The 16155-nt window shown below is 68.3% G+C and carries 18 protein-coding genes; 12 read left to right on the top strand and 6 right to left on the bottom strand.

What is annotated here, in order from left to right:
* The first annotated feature begins 10 nt into the window (after window positions 1–10).
* Window positions 11–610, top strand: a complete 600-nt coding sequence (locus BLR04_RS00090) for an SIMPL domain-containing protein (RefSeq protein ID WP_090758258.1) — start codon at window positions 11–13, stop codon at window positions 608–610.
* Between the two features lie 51 nt (window positions 611–661).
* Here the strand turns inward: BLR04_RS00090 and nadA are convergent, their stop codons facing one another.
* Complete coding sequence (gene nadA, locus BLR04_RS00085) at window positions 662–1813, bottom strand: quinolinate synthase NadA (RefSeq protein ID WP_090758256.1); 1152 nt, start codon at window positions 1811–1813, stop codon at window positions 662–664.
* A gap of 164 nt (window positions 1814–1977) precedes the next feature.
* Between nadA and erpA the strand changes: the two genes are divergently transcribed.
* Together erpA and BLR04_RS00075 are read left to right on the top strand one after the other, a co-directional pair.
* On the top strand, window positions 1978–2331 hold the full coding sequence (erpA, locus tag BLR04_RS00080) for an iron-sulfur cluster insertion protein ErpA (RefSeq protein ID WP_043638338.1): 354 nt from the start codon (window positions 1978–1980) through the stop codon (window positions 2329–2331).
* 107 nt (window positions 2332–2438) lie between these two features.
* Window positions 2439–3425 carry a carbohydrate kinase family protein gene (locus tag BLR04_RS00075; protein WP_090758254.1) on the top strand — a complete coding sequence of 329 codons (987 nt, stop codon included), beginning with the start codon at window positions 2439–2441 and terminating at the stop codon, window positions 3423–3425.
* Between the two features lie 69 nt (window positions 3426–3494).
* On the opposite strand, the gene BLR04_RS00070 is transcribed toward BLR04_RS00075, so the two are convergent.
* Both BLR04_RS00070 and BLR04_RS00065 read right to left on the bottom strand, forming a co-directional pair.
* On the bottom strand, window positions 3495–3740 hold the full coding sequence (locus tag BLR04_RS00070; RefSeq protein ID WP_176902863.1) for a sulfurtransferase TusA family protein: 246 nt from the start codon (window positions 3738–3740) through the stop codon (window positions 3495–3497).
* Window positions 3737–4870, bottom strand: coding sequence for a cysteine desulfurase family protein (locus BLR04_RS00065; protein WP_090758252.1), 1134 nt, complete (start codon window positions 4868–4870; stop codon window positions 3737–3739). The genes BLR04_RS00070 and BLR04_RS00065 overlap by 4 nt, the downstream gene beginning before the upstream one ends.
* 151 nt (window positions 4871–5021) lie before the next feature.
* On the opposite strand from BLR04_RS00065, the gene ctaC reads away from it, so the two are divergent.
* From ctaC to BLR04_RS00045, 4 genes are all read left to right on the top strand, one after another.
* A complete protein-coding gene (gene ctaC, locus BLR04_RS00060) occupies window positions 5022–5852 on the top strand; it encodes an aa3-type cytochrome oxidase subunit II (RefSeq protein ID WP_090758250.1) in 831 nt (276 codons plus the stop codon).
* A gap of 23 nt (window positions 5853–5875) precedes the next feature.
* On the top strand, window positions 5876–7513 hold the full coding sequence (gene ctaD / locus BLR04_RS00055; RefSeq protein ID WP_090759436.1) for an aa3-type cytochrome oxidase subunit I: 1638 nt from the start codon (window positions 5876–5878) through the stop codon (window positions 7511–7513).
* Entirely contained in the window at window positions 7513–7926 is a 414-nt protein-coding gene (locus BLR04_RS00050) for a cytochrome c oxidase subunit 4 (RefSeq protein ID WP_090758248.1), read from the top strand. Before ctaD ends, BLR04_RS00050 begins: the two co-directional genes overlap by 1 nt.
* 240 nt (window positions 7927–8166) lie before the next feature.
* Complete coding sequence (locus BLR04_RS00045) at window positions 8167–9276, top strand: L,D-transpeptidase (protein ID WP_245739894.1); 1110 nt, start codon at window positions 8167–8169, stop codon at window positions 9274–9276.
* A 181-nt stretch (window positions 9277–9457) separates the two neighbouring features.
* On the opposite strand, the gene trpD is transcribed toward BLR04_RS00045, so the two are convergent.
* Together trpD and BLR04_RS00035 are read right to left on the bottom strand one after the other, a co-directional pair.
* On the bottom strand, window positions 9458–10501 hold the full coding sequence (trpD, locus tag BLR04_RS00040) for an anthranilate phosphoribosyltransferase (protein ID WP_090758244.1): 1044 nt from the start codon (window positions 10499–10501) through the stop codon (window positions 9458–9460).
* Window positions 10502–10507: 6 nt separating this feature from the next.
* Complete coding sequence (locus tag BLR04_RS00035) at window positions 10508–10933, bottom strand: hypothetical protein (protein WP_090758242.1); 426 nt, start codon at window positions 10931–10933, stop codon at window positions 10508–10510.
* Window positions 10934–11113: 180 nt separating this feature from the next.
* Here BLR04_RS00035 and ctaE point away from each other — a divergent pair, with 180 nt between their 5' ends.
* From ctaE to BLR04_RS40370, 5 genes are all read left to right on the top strand, one after another.
* Entirely contained in the window at window positions 11114–11770 is a 657-nt protein-coding gene (gene ctaE / locus BLR04_RS00030) for an aa3-type cytochrome oxidase subunit III (RefSeq protein ID WP_090758240.1), read from the top strand.
* A 14-nt stretch (window positions 11771–11784) separates the two neighbouring features.
* Complete coding sequence (qcrC, locus tag BLR04_RS00025; protein WP_090758238.1) at window positions 11785–12594, top strand: cytochrome bc1 complex diheme cytochrome c subunit; 810 nt, start codon at window positions 11785–11787, stop codon at window positions 12592–12594.
* Complete coding sequence (qcrA, locus tag BLR04_RS00020; RefSeq protein WP_090758236.1) at window positions 12591–13703, top strand: cytochrome bc1 complex Rieske iron-sulfur subunit; 1113 nt, start codon at window positions 12591–12593, stop codon at window positions 13701–13703. The genes qcrC and qcrA overlap by 4 nt, the downstream gene beginning before the upstream one ends.
* A complete protein-coding gene (qcrB, locus tag BLR04_RS00015) occupies window positions 13700–15400 on the top strand; it encodes a cytochrome bc1 complex cytochrome b subunit (RefSeq protein WP_090758234.1) in 1701 nt (566 codons plus the stop codon). The genes qcrA and qcrB overlap by 4 nt, the downstream gene beginning before the upstream one ends.
* 186 nt (window positions 15401–15586) lie before the next feature.
* Complete coding sequence (locus BLR04_RS40370; protein WP_176902862.1) at window positions 15587–15784, top strand: hypothetical protein; 198 nt, start codon at window positions 15587–15589, stop codon at window positions 15782–15784.
* A gap of 36 nt (window positions 15785–15820) precedes the next feature.
* On the opposite strand, the gene BLR04_RS00005 is transcribed toward BLR04_RS40370, so the two are convergent.
* On the bottom strand, window positions 15821–16155 hold a 335-nt coding region (locus tag BLR04_RS00005), incomplete at its 5' end, for a transposase (protein ID WP_143021902.1).

Raw genomic sequence — 16155 nt, 5'->3', positions numbered from 1 at the left:
GGGCACGCCCGTGGACATCACCGTGATCGGCGAGGGCGCCGTCCTGGCCGTGCCCGACCTGCTGAGGCTGCAGGCGGGCGTCGAGGTCCGGCGCGCCACGGCCGGTGAGGCGTTCGCCGCCGTACGGGCCGCCGCCGCCCGGCTGTCCGGCGCGCTCGCCGCGGCGGGCGTCGCGCCCCACGACATCCGGACGACGGAGCTCTCCCTCGGGCCCGAGTACGAGTCGTACCCGAAGGTTGCGGCCTACCGGGCCGCGCAGGGCGCCGAGGTCGTCGTCCGCGACCTCGGCCGGGCCGACCACGTGATCGACACCGTGGCCGGGGTCGGGCAGGAGGCCAGGCTCCACGGCCTGGCCTTCGAGCTGTCCGATCCGGTGACGGCGCTGGCCGAGGCCAGGACGCGGGCCTTCAGGGACGCCGCCGCCAAGGCCGCCCAGTACGCCGGCCTGGCCGGACGTCCGCTGGGCCCGGTCGTGTCGGTCACCGAGGAACCCGACGCCGGGCCGCGGCCGCTGCGCATGGCGCTGTCGGCCGCCGACACGGACGCCTCGGTCAGCCCCGGCCGCCTCACCCTGTCGGTACGCGTCCAGGTGGGCTACGCGTTCGCCTGACCGCCCGGCCCGCACCCTCGCCCACCTGAGCCCGGTTCTCCCGAGGTTCCGTTACGGGAGGGCGAGCATGCGGTCGAGGGCCACCCTGGCCCAGTGGGCGGTGTCCTCGTCCACGGTGATCGGGTTGACCACCTCGCCGAGCACCAGCGACTCCAGCGCCCACACCAGGTGCGGCAGGTCGATCCGGTTCATGGTCGAGCAGTAGCAGACCGTCCGGTCGAGGAACGAGATGTTCTTGTCGGGGAAGGTCTGGGCCAGCCGCTTGACCAGGTTGAGCTCGGTGCCGATCGCCCAGCTCGACCCCGACGGCGCCGCCTCCAGGGTCTTGATGATGTGCTCGGTCGAGCCCACGTGGTCGGCCTTCAGCACGACCTCGTGCCGGCACTCTGGGTGCACGAGCACGTTCACGCCGGGGATGCGCTCGCGTACGTCGTCCACCGACTCGGCCGTGAAGCGGCCGTGCACCGAGCAGTGGCCCTTCCACAGGATCATCCGCGCCCGCTCCAGCTGCTCGCGGGTCAGGCCGCCGTTCGGGCGGTGCGGGTTCCACACCACGCAGTCGTCCAGCGACATGCCCATCTCCAGCACCGCCGTGTTGCGGCCCAGGTGCTGGTCGGGCAGGAACAGCACCTTCTCGCCCTGCTCGAACGCCCAGTCGAGGGCGCGGCGGGCGTTGGACGAGGTGCACACCGCGCCGCCGTTGCGGCCGCAGAACGCCTTGATGTCGGCGCTGGAGTTCATGTACGTGACGGGCACCACCCGATCGGCGAGACCGGCGTCCTCCAGGGCCTCCCAGCACTCCTCGACCTGGTCGAACGTCGCCATGTCGGCCATCGAGCACCCCGCCGCCAGGTCCGGCAGGATCACCTTCTGGTCGTCGGTGGTGAGGATGTCGGCCGACTCGGCCATGAAGTGCACGCCGCAGAACACGATGTACTCGGCCTGCGGCCGCGCCGCCGCCTGCTGCGCGAGCTTGAAGGAGTCGCCCGTCACGTCGGCGAACTGGATGACCTCGTCACGCTGGTAGTGGTGGCCCAGCACGAACAGCCGGTCGCCCAGCGTCTCCTTGGCCTTGCGGGCCCGTTCCACGAGCCCGGGGTCGGAGGCGGGCGGCAGCTCGCCGGGACACTCGACACCCCTCTCGCTGTGCGGATCGGCGCCCCTGCCGAGGACGAAGAGTGGCAAACCAGTCTGGGTGGCCATGGCCGTACCCCCTTATCGTCGTTCTGACGATACCCATCATGGCACACGCCCCGACCTTCCTGTCGAGGAGCCCGGCCCCCCGGGAATGTGTGGCATGCGCTCGGTGTTGGTAGCGTCATTAGGTAGGACGTCGAGAAAAAGACAGCCGGTTAGGGAGTCAGCAGATGACGGTTGAGAGCAGCGAGACCACGGCGCAGGGCCTGATCCTGACTGACGCGGCCGCCGCGAAGGTCAAGAGCCTGCTGGAGCAGCAGGGCGAGGAAGGTCTCCAGCTGAGGGTCGCCGTGCAGCCCGGGGGTTGCTCCGGCCTGCGCTACCAGCTCTTCTTCGACGACCGTTCGATGGACGGCGACGTCGTGTCCGACTTCGGCGGTGTGAGTGTCGTCACCGACCGGATGAGCGCCCCTTACCTCATGGGCGCCTCCATCGACTTCGTCGACACCATCGAGAAGCAGGGCTTCACCATCGACAACCCCAACGCCACGGGCTCCTGCGCCTGTGGCGACTCGTTCAACTAAGCGGGTACGGCCGGTGGCCGAAGGTCCCGCGCGCCTTTGTGCGCGCGGGACCTTCGCGTATTCTCGTGAGGCTCATTGGCCTGCTGACAGCGAGGAAGAAGAATCCCGTGCGCATCGCCGTAACCGGCTCCATCGCGACCGACCATCTGATGACTTTCCCGGGCAGCTTCGGCGACCAGCTCATCGCCGAGCAACTCGACCGGGTGTCACTGTCGTTCCTGGTGGATGACCTGCAGATCCGCCGCGGGGGCTGTGCCGCGAACATCGCGTTCGGCATGGCCTGCCTCGGCCTCAAGCCGATCCTCGTGGGCGCCGTCGGCAACGACTTCGCCGACTACCGCTCCTGGCTCGAGCGCCACGGCGTCGACTGCGAGTCCGTGCACGTGTCGGAGACCCAGCACACCGCGCGGTTCCTGTGCACCACCGACCACAACCACAACCAGATCGCCTCGTTCTACACCGGGGCCATGGCCGAGGCGCGCCTCATCGAGCTGCAGCCCGTCGCCGACCGCGTCGCCGGTCTCGACCTCGTGCTGATCAGCCCCAACGACCCCGACGCGATGCTGCGCCACACCGACGAGTGCCGCCAGCGCGGCATCCCGTTCGCCGCCGACATCTCCCAGCAGCTCGCGCGCATGGAGGACGAGCAGATCCGCCAGCTCGTCGACGGCGCCGCCTATCTCTTCTCCAACGACTACGAGAAGGGCCTCATCGAGCAGAAGACCGGCTGGTCCGACGAGGAGATCCTCGACCGCGTCGGCGTCCGGATCACCACGCTCGGCCCGAAGGGCGCGGTCATCGACCGCAAGGGCGAGCCGTCCATCCACGTCGCCCCCGCCCCCGAGCGCGGCAAGGCCGACCCCACCGGCGTCGGCGACGCCTTCCGCGCCGGCTTCCTCGCAGGCCTGGCCTGGGACCTGTCGCTGGAGCGCTGCGGCCAGCTGGGCAACCTCACCGCCACCCACGTGCTCGAGCGCGTCGGCGGCCAGGAGTACGAGCTCGGCCAGAAGGCGTTCCTCGAGAGGTTCGCGGCCGCGTACGGCGCCGAGGCCACGGCCGAGATCGCCGCGCACGTCCGCTGCTACCACCCCTGAGAGCGGCCATGAAGCAACACCGTCCCGCCCGGTGAGCCGGGCGGGACGGTGTTGTGCCGGGCGCGGCCGTCAGTAATTACGCCGTACGTGGATCGCCCAGCCGCCCTCCGGCAGCTCGTACGAGCCGACGTGCCGGTGCGACTTGAGCCGGCACCACGCGGGCACGTCCGTGTACGCCGCCGGATCGTCGGCCAGCACGGACACCACGGCGTTCAGCGGCACGTGGTTGATCTGCGCGGCCAGCATGATGATCGGGATCGGGCACTTCTTCCCGAGTGCGTCGATCGTCAGCGCCGGCTCGGTCACCTCGGTCATGCGACTCCTGCGTCCTCGCGGATGCGATGCACCAGGTCGGGCAGCACGGCGAGGAACCGGTCGACCTCCGCGGCGGAGGTGCCCCTGGGCAGCGACACCCGCACGTTCCCGTGCGTCAGCACGCCCATCGCCTCCAGGACGTGCGATGGACGAAGGCTACTCGCGGTGCACGAACTCCCGGACGATACCGCGAATCCCGCTTTGTCCAGCTCGGTGAGCAGGGCCTCGCCGTCGACGTACAGACACGAGAACGTCACGATGTGCGGCGCGCGCTCGACCGGCTCGCCGATCACCTCGACGTCGGGCACGATCTTCGGCACCGTCTCGCGGATCTTCGCGACCAGCTCCGACAGCCTGGCCTGCTCCTGCGCCGCCTCCGCGGCCATCGCGCGCAGGGCCGCCGCCGCGGCGACGATGCCCGGCACGTTCTCGAAGCCCGGCACCCGCCGGTGCTCGCGTTCGTCCTCGGGCAGGAACGAGCGGAACCGCGTGCCCTTGCGTACGGCGAGCACCCCGACCCCGGCCGGGCCGCCCCACTTGTGGGCGCTGGCCGTCAGCACCGACCAGCCAGAAGGGACCGGCACCCGGCCGGCCGTCTGGGCCGCGTCGACCAGCAGCGGGACGCCGTTGGCCCGGCAGGCCGCGGCGGCCTGCGCCACCGGCTGAAGGGTGCCGACCTCGTGGTTGGCCGTCTGCAGGCAGGCGAGCGCCGTGCCGGGCCGCGCGACCGCCTCGGCGAACCGGTCGATCTCGACCCGGCCGGTCAGGCTCACGCCCACCGCCTCGACCGTGCCGCCGTCGCGTTCGTGCACGCCGGCCGCGTGCAGGACGCTGGAATGCTCGACCGCGCTCGTCACGAGGTGGCGCCCGGCCCTTCGTCTGCCGTGTAGGGTTCCGAGCACGCCGAGATGCACGGCCTGCGTGCCCGACGACGTGAACGACACCTCGTCGGCTCGTGCGCCGAGCGCCTCGGCCACCTCCGTGCGGGCCTGCTCGAGCAGCAGATGCGCGCGGCGGGCCTGGTTGTAGAGTCTCGCGGGGTCGGCCCAGCCGACATCGATGGCAGCCAGCAGTGCCTCGCGCGCCTGAGGGTGGAGCGGCTCGCTGGAAGCCGCGTCGAAGTACACCACGAGACCTATCGTCCCACTTAAGCGGCCATCGAGGGGTCGCGCGGGAGGGCGAGGCACCTGCACGCTAATGTGTCTGCATTCAGCTGTGCATTTTGGAATACGAGCGCCCAAGGGAAAGACTCTTGGGCTTCATCTGTGGGGTAGGCGATCCGTGAGTCCGACTCGCCGTACGACGCGGCGTTCGTTGGCCCGGCGCAGGGTGCCACGCGCCGCCGCATTGGCGTTGCTGCTGGCCACTGCTACGGCGTGTGCTAATGACGTCCCCGAGGCCAACTGGTCTCGCGGCCTTCTTCCCGAACACGTCACCCAGGAGGGCGGCGTGGTTCAGACCCTGTGGAACGGGGCCTGGATCGCCGCACTCGCCACGGGCGCCGTCGTCATCGTTCTGATCGTGTGGGCAGCCATCTTCCACCGCAAGCGGAAGACCTCCCCTGATCTTCCGCCGCAGGTGCGTTACAACCTGCCGATCGAGATGCTCTACACCCTGATCCCGCTGGTCATGGTGTCGGTGTTCTTCTACTTCACCGCCCGTGACAGCGAGGTACTGACCAGGGTCGACGGCGACGCGCCGGTCAAGGTCAAGGTCGAGGCGTACCAGTGGAGCTGGCGCTTCACCACGAACTACGAGGGCAAGACCCTGGAGCCGGTCGCGGGCGTGCCCGTGAGCGACTACCACCAGGGGCCGCAGCTCGTGCTGCCGGTGAACAAGAAGGTCGAGTTCGACCTGTCGACCGATGACGTCATCCACTCCTTCTGGGTGCCCGACTTCCTGTTCAAGCGCGACATCATCCCCGGCATTCCCGAGGACAACCCAGGCCGCAAGTTCCAGATCACGACGCTCAACCGGCCTGGCGTCTACGCCGGTCGCTGCGCCGAACTCTGCGGTGTCGACCACAGCCGGATGCTCTTCTCGGTGAAGCTCGTTCCACAGGCTGAGTTCGACCAGTACATCGCGACCCACCAGGCTGGGAGTGCCCAGTGACCGCCATCCAAGAGCCACTGACCATGCCGATCCGGCCTTCGTCCAAGGGCCAGATCATCGCCAAGTGGCTGTCCTCGACTGATCACAAGATCATCGGGCACATGTACCTGATCACGTCGTTCGCCTTCTTCCTCATCGGCGGCGTCATGGCGTTGATCATGCGGGCCGAGCTGGCGCAGCCCGGGCTGCAGTTCACCAGCAACGAGCAGTTCAACCAGCTGTTCACCATGCACGGCACGATCATGCTGCTCATGTTCGCGACGCCGCTGTTCGCCGGCTTCGCCAACGAGCTGATGCCGCTGCAGATCGGCGCCCCCGACGTGGCGTTCCCGCGCCTCAACATGGTCAGCTACTGGCTCTACCTGTTCGGCAGCATCATCGCCGTGTCGGGCTTCTTCACCCCCGGCGGCGCCGCCTCGTTCGGCTGGTTCGCCTACACGCCGCTGTCGAACGCGATCAACTCGCCCGGCATCGGCGGCGACCTGTGGATCATGGGTCTGGCCCTGTCCGGTCTCGGCACCATCCTCGGCGCGGTCAACTTCATCACCACGATCATCTGCATGCGCGCGCCCGGCATGACGATGTTCCGCATGTCGATCTTCACCTGGAACGTCCTGCTGACCAGCATGCTCGTGCTGATGGCGTTCCCGGTGCTGGCCGCCGCGCTGCTCGCGCTGGAGGCCGACCGCAAGCTGGGAACACACATCTTCACCCCCGAGAACGGAGGGGCGCTGCTCTGGCAGCACCTGTTCTGGTTCTTCGGCCATCCAGAGGTGTACATCATCGCGCTGCCGTTCTTCGGCATCGTGACCGAGGTCCTGCCGGTCTTCAGCCGCAAGCCGATCTTCGGTTACATCAGCCTCGTGGCCGCGACCATCTCGATCGCGGGTCTGTCCATCACGGTCTGGGCGCACCACATGTTCCCGACCGGGCAGGTGCTGCTGCCGTTCTTCTCGTTCATGACGTTCCTCATCGCGGTGCCCACCGGTGTGAAGTTCTTCAACTGGATCGGCACGATGTGGCGAGGGCACCTGTCGTTCGAGTCCCCGATGCTGTTCTCGGTCGGCTTCCTCATCACCTTCCTGCTGGGCGGTCTGACGGGCGTCATCCTGGCCTCGCCGCCGCTCGACTTCCACATCAGCGACACCTACTTCGTCGTCGCCCACTTCCACTACGTGGTCTTCGGCACCGTGGTGTTCGCGATGTTCGCCGGGTTCTACTTCTGGTGGCCCAAGTTCACCGGCAAGATGCTCGACGACAAGCTGGGCAAGCTGCACTTCTGGCTGCTGTTCATCGGCTTCCACACCACGTTCCTCGTGCAGCACTGGCTCGGCATGGTGGGCTTCCCGCGCCGCTACGCCGACTACAGCCCGGCTGACGGCTTCACCGACCTCAACCTGCTGTCGTCGGTGGGCGCGTTCATCCTGGGCGCCTCGACGCTGCCGTTCTTCTACAACGTCTGGAAGACCTGGCGCAGCGCGCCCAAGGTCACCGTCGACGACCCGTGGGGCTACGGCGGCTCGCTCGAGTGGGCGACCTCCTGCCCGCCGCCGCGGCACAACTTCACCTCGCTGCCGCGGATCCGGTCCGAGCGCCCGGCGTTCGACCTGCACTACCCGCACGCTTCCACCAAGTCCGACTCCAAGGAGGTCGAGGCCTGATGAAGGTCCAGGGTTGGCTCTTCCTGCTCTGCGGCGTCTTCTTCGCGGGCGTCGACATCGCCTACTGGTTCTGGACGAAGGCCGAGATGGGCCACGGTGAGCCGGTCGGCACCACGGCCATGGCCATCTCGGTCGGGTTCGCCTTCATGGTGGGCTACTACCTGATGTTCACCGCGCGGCGCATCGGTGCCCAGCCGGAGGACAACAAGCAGGCCGAGATCAGCGACGGCTCGGGCGAGATCGGGTTCTTCAGCCCGAGCAGCTGGTGGCCGCTGTTCGTCTGCCTGGCCGCGGCGTTCGCCTTCGCCGGCTTCGTCGTCGGCTTCTGGATGTTCCTGATCGGCCTGTTCCTGGTGATCATGGCCATGATCGGGTTCGTCTTCCAGTACTACCGGGGTCACTTCTCGCACTGAGCCCAGACCCGAGGCGGACATCCTTCCTGGAGGAAGGGTGTCCGCTTTTTGGTGTTCCTTAACACTGGTCGGATGTGGCGAATCGTTCACCGAGGGTAATAAAGAGGCAGAAGCGTTTCGATCTTGGACGAGGGAGTACTCGTGGGTCGCGTAGCGTATCGACCGGCCGGCTTGCTGGCCTTGGCGCTGCTGGCTGCGTGCTCAGCGGGCGCCCCGGCTGCGAAGCCCGAGGGCAACGCCATGGCAGGCAATGTGCAGCGAGCTTCTGTAGGGGTTTTCCCGGAGAACAAGACCGCGAACGTGCCGACCGACCAGGACGTGGTCGTGTCGGCCGAAGGGGGGACGCTGAAGAGCGTCCGGGTCGACGGCGGCAAGTCGGGCACGCTCAAGGGCGTCCTGAGCGCCGATCGCACCCGGTGGCGCAGCCTCGGCAACGTACGGCCGAGCGCCGAGTACAAGGTCACGGCCGTCACCGTGGACGCCGCGGGCAAGCAGACGGAGACGACCAGTTCGTTCTCGACGGTGAAGGCCGACAAGACCTTCGACATCGAGACCATCATCCCGAACAAGGACTACACCGGGCTGACCGTCGGCGTCGGCATGCCGGTCATGATCACCTTCGACCAGCCGATCGCCGACCGGGTGGCCGTCGAGCGTAACCTCGTCGTCCGCAGCTCCAAGCCGGTCGAGGGCGCCTGGCACTGGTTCGACGACAGGCACGTCGACTTCCGTCCGCGCGCGTACTGGCCGGCGCACACGAAGGTGCGGGTCGAGGCCAAGCTGGCCGGGGTGCGCGGCGGCGCCGGCATGTACGGCAAGCGCGACGTCAAGCTCGACTTCAAGGTCGGCAGGTCGCAGATCACCAAGGGCAGCGTGAAGAAGCACGTGCTCACGGTGCGGCGCAACGGCAAGAAGATCCGCACCATGCCGATGAGCGCCGGCCAGGGCGGCGTGTGGAAGTACCACACGACCTCCGGCATCCACCTGGCGATGTCCAGGGAGCCCGTCACGATCATGACCTCGCCGGGCATCGGGCCAGGCCAGTCCGGCTACTACCGGTTGACCGTCTACAACACCGTCCGCATCTCCAACAGCGGCGAGTACGTCCACAGCGCTCCGTGGTCGGTCGGCTCGCAGGGCAACTCCAACGTCAGCCACGGCTGCGTGAACGTCAGCCCGGAGAACGCGCGGTGGTTCATCAAGAACACCCTGATCGGCGACCCGATCATCATCACGGGGTCGCCGCGCAAGCTGGAGCCCACCAACGGGTGGGGGCACTGGCAGGAGACCTGGCAGGAATGGCTGAAGTGGAGCTCGCTGAAGGACGGCCCCACCGTCAACCTCACCTGATCCGGTCCGGGAACGACCGAGGGCCCGCGTCTCTGTGAGACGCGGGCCCTCGTCACGTGTGCGCGGCCCTCACTCCTCGTGTACGGGCCGCTGTGCGCCCCCACGTCTTTGCCGGGCGACCGGAACCCTCCCGACGCTCTGAGGGCGCTCTGAGGGCCGCGTACGGCCTCGCGCGGCTTCCTCAGGCGCGGAGGGAGGAGCTCACCTCGACCCAGCGGTCGAGGGTCGCGGCGGCGGCGCCGGAGTCGATCGCCTGCGCGGCGCGGGTGTAGGCGTCGGCCATCGACCCGTCGAGGTCGTCGCCGGGGCCGTCGTAGGCCACCAGGGCCGCCGCGGTGTTGAGCAGGACGGCGTCGCGCACCGGCCCGGTCTTGCCGCCCACCAGGTCGCGTACGGCCTGCGAGTTGAACGCGACGTCGCCGCCGCGCAGCGCGCTCACGTCGGCGCGCGGGATGCCGAGCACCGCAGGATCGAACGTGGTCTGCGTCGCGGTGCCGTCCCTGACCACCCAGACGGTGGAGGTGTCGGCGATGCTGAGCTCGTCGAGCCCGTCGTCGCCGCGGAACACCAGCGCCGAGACCCCGCGCTCGGCGAAGACGCCGGCCAGCACGGGCAGCATCCGCGCGTCGTAGACGCCGATGGCCTGGGCCGTCGGGCGGGCCGGGTTGGTGAGCGGGCCCAGGAAGTTGAAGAACGTCGGGATGCCGATCTCCTTGCGCACCGGACCCGCGTGCCGCAGCGCCGGGTGGTAGACCGGGGCGAAGCAGAACGTGATGCCGGCCTCGCGCGCCACCAGCGCGGTCTGCGCGGGGGAGAGGTCGAGCCGGATGCCGAGGTGCTCGAGGACGTCGGCGGCCCCGCACGAGGACGACGCCGCCCGGTTGCCGTGCTTGACGACGCGGGCGCCGGTGGCGGCGGCCACGATCGCGGCCATCGTGGAGACGTTGACGGTGTGGGCGCGGTCGCCTCCCGTGCCGACCACGTCGACCACGGGGCCCTCGACGCTCAGCGGCGTGGCCAGGTCGAGCATCGTGCGGGCCAGGCCGACCACCTCGGCCACGGTCTCGCCCTTGGCGCGCAGCGCGATCGCGAAACCGGCGATCTGCGCGGGCGTCGCGGAGCCGGACATGATCTCCCGCATCGCCCATGCCGTCTCGTCTGAAGTGAGGTGCTCCCCGGAAAGGAGAGCGGAAAGCAGCGTGGGCCAGGTCGTACGGGAGTCCATGGGCACCTACTTGGCGTTGAGGCGGGTGGCGGAACGACGGCGGATCAGGTCGGCCACGGTGTCGGCCACGACGATCGGCTCCAGCGGCTGCGACACGACGGCGTCGGCCTTGGACCACTCGGCCAGCCAGCGGTCGTCGCGCCTGGCGATGATGAGGCAGATGGGCGGGCAGTCGTAGACCTCGTCCTTGGCCTGGCGGGCCACTCCCATGCCGCCCGCGGGCTGGGTCTCGCCGTCGAGGACGGCCACGTCGATCTCGCCGGAGCCCAGCCACTGGTGAACCTTGGGCTCGGTGGCGCACTCCACGATCTCGACGAAGGGCACGTCGGCCGCCGGGCGCCTGCCGATGGCCTGGATCACCTCGGCCCTGGTCGCCGCGTCGTCGCTGTAGACGAGGACCTTCATCTTGTCGTCCGTGCTCCCAGTGGACATCGGTCGCGCTCACTATCGGTCGAAGCGGTATGGTCACCTGGGATGGTACCGGTGCGCCGGTGTGCAAACCCAGGCCACCATGCCTGGTGGTTGATTTGTACCGATTATCCCAGGCTGGTCCCCACTTAGTACCTGCTAACGGGGGGGTCGTGCGCCGGACCGACCACCAGAGCCGCAATAATGCTGCCCGTGGCGACAGCATCCGCAATAACTTCGACGACGACAGCACAGTCGTACCGCAGACCCAACCTGGTCAGTGTCGGGACGATCGTCTGGCTGTCCTCTGAGCTCATGTTCTTCGCGGCGCTGTTCGCGATGTACTTCACCATCCGGTCGGTGAGCGAGGGCAAGGGCCTTGAGTGGGCTCCCTCTCTTCTTCCCGCGGGCGCGCAGGCGGCCGAGGGAGTGGCTCACCTGAACATCCCGTTCGCGACGGCCAACACGATCATCCTGGTTCTGTCGAGTGTGACGTGCCAGATGGGCGTGTGGGCCGCTGAGAAGGGTCAGGTCGGAAAGCTCCGCTTCTGGTACCTCGTCAGCTTCCTCATGGGCGCGATCTTCATCGCCGGCCAGCTGTACGAGTACTCGGAGCTGGCGGCAGAGGGCGCGACCCTGTCCGCTAACGCCTACACCTCGGTGTTCTACCTGACGACGGGCTTCCACGGCCTGCACGTGACCGGTGGCCTGATCGCGTTCCTGTTCATGCTGGGACGCACGTACGCCGCGAAGCGCTTCACGCATGAGCAGGCCACCAGCGCGATCGTCGTGTCCTACTACTGGCACTTCGTTGACGTCGTCTGGATCGGTCTTTTCGCGACCATCTACATTATTCGTTAAGGAACGGGATCTCTGTGACTAGGATCACCGCTTGGCGGCGGCATCCCCTCGCGAGATACGCCGTCCTGATTTTGGCGTTGGCGCTGGTCGGGATGGTATACGCCGCCTTTATCCAGGCGGGTAAGCCTGCCGACGCGGCACTGGCGGCAGGCAAGGTCGACGACGTGGCCGAGGGCAAGAGCCTGTTCGTCCAGCACTGCTCGAGCTGCCACGGCATGAACGCGCAGGGTACGACGACCGCTCCCACGCTCATCGGCGTCGGTGCCGCGGCCGTCGACTTCCAGATCAGCACCGGCCGCATGCCGGCCGGCGCTCCTGGGCCGCAGGCTCCTCGCAAGCCTCCGGCGCCGTGGGTCAACGAGACGACGACCCGCCAGATCGCGGCGTACGTGCAGTCGCTTGGCGGTGGCCCGATGGTGCCCGCCGGCGAGCAGGTCGACCCGAAGCTGGGCGACGCAGGCAAGGGCGGCGAGCTCTTCCGCGCCAACTGCATCCAGTGCCACAACTGGGCCGGCGCGGGCGGCGCTCTGACGCAGGGCAAGTACGCGCCCAACCTCAACGCGGCGACGCCGACGCAGATTTACGAGGCGATGATCACCGGTCCGCAGGCCATGCCGGTCTTCAACGACACGACGATCACGCCCGAAGAGAAGCGCAGCATGATCGCCTACATCACCCAGGTCCGTGAGCAGAAGGACCCGGGTGGCTTCGGTCTGGGCCGCATCGGCCCGGTCACCGAGGGTCTCGTAGCGTGGATCGTGGGCCTCAGCGCCCTCGCACTGGCCGCCATCTGGATCACCGCGAAGAAGCGACAGAAGTCATGACAGACAACGAGCACGAGATCGAGCAGCCCGACGAGCGCGTACCCAAGCGCGTCATCGGCACCCCCCCTCCGGGCACCTCGATGCTCGGCACCGCGGAAGTGACGCAGGCCGAGGAGGAGGCCCCTGGCGTCAACCTGCAGGACGAGACCAAGGCCCGCAAGGCCGAGAAGATCGTCGCGTTCTGCTTCATGATCACCTTCGTGGCCGCCATCGCGTTCATCATCTCCTACGTGGTGTTCCAGGTCGGCAGCCCTGAGGCGACGGGCACGTCCAACATGGCGCTGGGCACGTCGCTGACGGTGGCGATCCTGAGCCTCGCGATCGGCATCGTGGTCTGGGTCCGCCAGATCATGCCGAAGTACTCCCTCGTCCAGGAGCGCCACCCGATGGTCTCCGACGAGGACGTCCGCGGTGTCGTCGAGAAGACGTTCATCGAGGGCGCCAACGAGAGCGGCTTCGTCAAGCGCAAGCTGCTGCGCCGCACGCTCCTGCTGGGCGCGGCCCCCCTGGGCCTCATCCCGCTGGTGCTGCTGCGCGACCTCGACAACAGCAAGATGCCGGGCTCGCAGTTCAACAAGCTGCTGCGCCACACGGTGTGGGGTGAGAAGACCAAGGACGGCAAGCCGCGCAAGCTCGTCGTCGAGGGCACCGGCCAGCCCATCAGGGCGGCCGACTTCAACTCGCCCGGCGGCATCCTGTCGGTCGTCCCCGAGGGGTACGAGCACGACCTGAACGCTCTGGCCAAGGCCACGCTGATCCTCATCAAGTTCCGTCCTGAGGAGCTCAAGAGCGGCGTCAAGCAGAACTGGACGCACGACGGCATCGTGGCGTACTCCAAGATCTGCACCCACGTGGGCTGCCCCGCGGCCCTGTACGAGCAGAACACCCACCACATCCTCTGCCCGTGCCACCAGTCGACGTTCGACGCCGCCGACGGCGCGAAGGTCATCTTCGGTCCGGCCGCCAGGCCGCTGCCGCAGCTGCCCATCACCGTCGACTCCGAGGGCTACCTGATCGCTCAGGGAGACTTCGAGGTGCCGCCCGGCCCCAGCTACTGGGAGCGCGGCGACGCCGAGGCTGAGGCCCGGGCCAAGGGAGGCCAGGCATGAGCGACGTGCTGACGAGCACCCCCAAGGCGGTCAGCGGACCGGCGAACTTCCTCGACGAGCGTCTCGGCGGGGGAGCCTTCCTCAAGCGCAACCTGCGCAAGATCTTCCCCGACCACTGGTCGTTCCTGCTGGGCGAGATCGCGCTCTACTCGTTCGTCGTGCTGCTGCTGACCGGGACGTTCCTGACGCTCTGGTTCAAGCCCAGCATGATGGAGATCGCCTACGACGGCTCGTACGCGCCGCTCAAGGGCGTCATGATGTCCGAGGCGTACGCGTCGTCGCTGGAGATCAGCTTCGACGTGCGCGGCGGTCTGCTCATCCGGCAGATGCACCACTGGGCGGCCCTGCTGTTCGTGGCCGGCATGATGGTGCACGCGCTGCGCGTGTTCTTCACCGGCGCCTACCGCAAGCCGCGCGAGATCAACTGGCTCATCGGCGTGCTGCTGCTGACGCTGGCGCTGGCCGAGGGTCTGACCGGTTACTCCCTCCCCGACGACCTGCTCTCCGGCGCCGGTCTGCGGATCACCGAGGGTGTCGCCATCTCGCTGCCGCTGGTCGGCACGTACATCACGTTCTTCCTGTTCGGTGGCGAATATCCGGGTGGGGATGTCATCTCCCGGTTCTACTCGCTGCACATCCTGCTGATCCCGGGCATCCTGCTGGCGCTGGTGTCGGCCCACATGGTGCTCATGTGGGTGCAGAAGCACACCCAGATGCCGGGCAAGGGCCGGACGAACCAGAACGTGGTGGGCGCGCCGTTCTACCCGGCCTTCATGGCCAAGGCGGGCGCGTACTTCCTGTTCACGCTCGGCGTGATCGCGGGTCTGGCGACGTTCACCCAGATCAACCCGATCTGGATCTTCGGCCCGTACACGCCGGCCGACGTGTCGGCGGGTTCGCAGCCCGACTTCTACATGGGCTTCCTCGAAGGCGCGCTGCGCATCATGCCGCCGTGGGAGATCAACCTCTTCGGCACGTCCCACGCGGGCACGCTGCCGCTGAGCGTTCTCATCCCGGCGCTGGTGCCGATGGGCATCATCATGACGGGCCTGGCGCTCTACCCGTTCCTCGAACGCTGGGTGACGGGTGACCACCGCGAGCACCACATCGCCGACCGTCCGCGCAACAACCCGCACCGCACCTCGATCGGCGTCTCGGCGATCACGTTCTACGGTGTGCTGTGGCTGCTCGGCGCGAACGACGAGATCGCGGCCAACTTCCACATCAGCCTCAACATGACGACGTACGCCGGACGGGTGCTGATCTTCGTGGCGCCGGCGCTGGCGTACCTGATCGCCTACCGCATGTGCCTGGGCCTGCAGCGCTCCGACCAGGCGGTCATCTCGCACGGCGTCGAGTCGGGCGTGATCAAGCGGCTGCCGCACGGTGAGTTCATCGAGGTCCACACGCCGCCGGCGGAGGACATGGAGGCCCACCTGCGTGGCAAGGAGGCCGTGCCGATGCTGCCGGTGGCCGAGGACGGCGCGGGCATCCCACCGGCGGGCATGCGCGGCCCGCTGGGCAGGCTGCGCGCCCGGATGTCCAAGGCTTACGGCGGGGAGAAGATCCCGCTGGAGGACGGCCACGGGCACGGGCACGACGAGCACGCCGCCATCGAGCACGGTGAAGCGCACGGTGGCGACGAGGAGCACGCGGCAGTCGGTGCAGGCGGCGACGACCGCAGCCTCACCCACTGATTCCTGACGCCACACCGCACGGGCCCGGACGAATCTCTCGTCCGGGCCCGTCGGTTTTCCTGCCAGGGGCGACGGCTACGAGCTGCTCGCCCTGCTGTCGGAGGCGTCCGGGACGGAGCCCGCGGATGAACGAGCCGGCCCAGCCGCATCTGCCACGCGGCCGGCAAGCTCGAGCAGCGGGGACGGGTGCGCCGCGCGTGCTTCGCCCGCGGCCGGCGCGGCCGGCTCGCCGTCCTGACCGCCGACGGGTTGGACGTGCTGCGGGCCGCTGCTCCCGCGCACGTGGCGTGCGTCAGGGAGCACCTGGTGGACGTGCTGACCGGCGCGCAGTTGGGCGGATCGGCGAGGCGCCGCTCGAGCACCTGGGCGCGGCACCGCCGCTGAGCGTCCGTGCCGTCAGGGAGGATGCTCCTATGGATGTCAAGCGACGTGTTCTTGATCGTTTGATGTGATGATTCGGTAGAGTTCGCGGGCTATGTAGCGCTTCAGGCAGCGGATGATCTCTTTCTTGGACAGGCCGTCTTGGGTGCGTCGTTCCATGTAGGCGCGGGTGCGTGGATCCCAGCGCAGACGGCATAGGACCACGCGGTAGAGCGCGGCGTTGGCTTGGCGGTCGCCGCCGCGGTTGAGGCGGTGCCGGGTGGTCTTGCCGGAGGAGGCGGGGATCGGGGAGACGCCGCACAGCATGGCGAAAGCGGCTTCGCTGTGCAGCCGGTCGTGGTTTTCGCCGACGGTGACCAGCAGCTGTCCGGCGG

The sequence above is a fragment of the Nonomuraea maritima genome, from assembly GCF_900100395.1.
GTDB lineage: Bacteria > Actinomycetota > Actinomycetes > Streptosporangiales > Streptosporangiaceae > Nonomuraea > Nonomuraea maritima.
This window is presented reverse-complemented; position numbering and strand designations above follow the sequence as displayed.